The sequence below is a fragment of the Nocardiopsis sp. B62 genome, assembly GCF_018070675.1.
Classification (GTDB): Bacteria; Actinomycetota; Actinomycetes; order Streptosporangiales; family Streptosporangiaceae; genus Nocardiopsis; species Nocardiopsis prasina.
In genome coordinates, this window is record NZ_JAGPXK010000060.1 from 1 (window position 1) to 738 (window position 738).

The window sequence follows — 738 nt, forward strand, 5'->3', positions numbered from 1 at the left end:
CGGGACGCTCGTCCAACATCACGTTGAACAACCCCGCCGACATCTGCAGACTCGTCACCCGGTGCTCCACCACCAGATCAGCGATCGCGTCGAACCGCGGACGCTGCCCCGGCTGCAACACACACCGGCCACCGAACAACAACGCGCCGTAGAGCTCCAGGGCGAACGCGTCCCACGAGACCGGCGAACACTGCAACCAGACCTGATCAGGACCGAAGTCCACATACTCCTGACCCAGCAACGTCCCCACCACACCCCGGTGGGAGGTCACCACGCCCTTGGGCACACCCGAGGAACCCGACGTGAACATCACACACGCCACGTCTCCCGGCCCCACCTCCACACCAAGATCACCGCTCAGACCAGCAGCGATCTCCGGTGCCTCCACTGACAACACGACCACGCCCGTCGCGGAGAGACCGTCGCGGTTCTCGGCGTTGGAAACAACGGTGGTGATTCCGGCCGAGGCGATCACCGACTCCAAACGCGCGGCCGGGAAAGCCGGATCCAGCAACGTGTAACCCGCACCGGCCTTCAACACGGCCAACAAGGCCACCACCATCTCCGGCCCCCGAGGCAGATACACCCCCACCAACTGACCCGGGCGCAGCCCCTCACCCACCAGATACCGCGCCAACCGGTTCGCCCGAGCGTTCAACTCCCCATAGGAGACCCGCTCATCCCCGAACACCAACGCCACAGCATCCGGAACCGAAGCCGCACACTCCTCGAACACCC

The 738-nt window shown here is 65.3% G+C and carries 1 protein-coding gene; it reads right to left on the reverse strand.

Features of this window, described 5'->3' with window-relative positions; genetic code table 11:
* Positions 1 to 738, reverse strand: a 738-nt coding sequence (locus tag KBX21_RS26265; protein ID WP_210844330.1) for an AMP-binding protein, incomplete at both ends; no start/stop codon positions are given.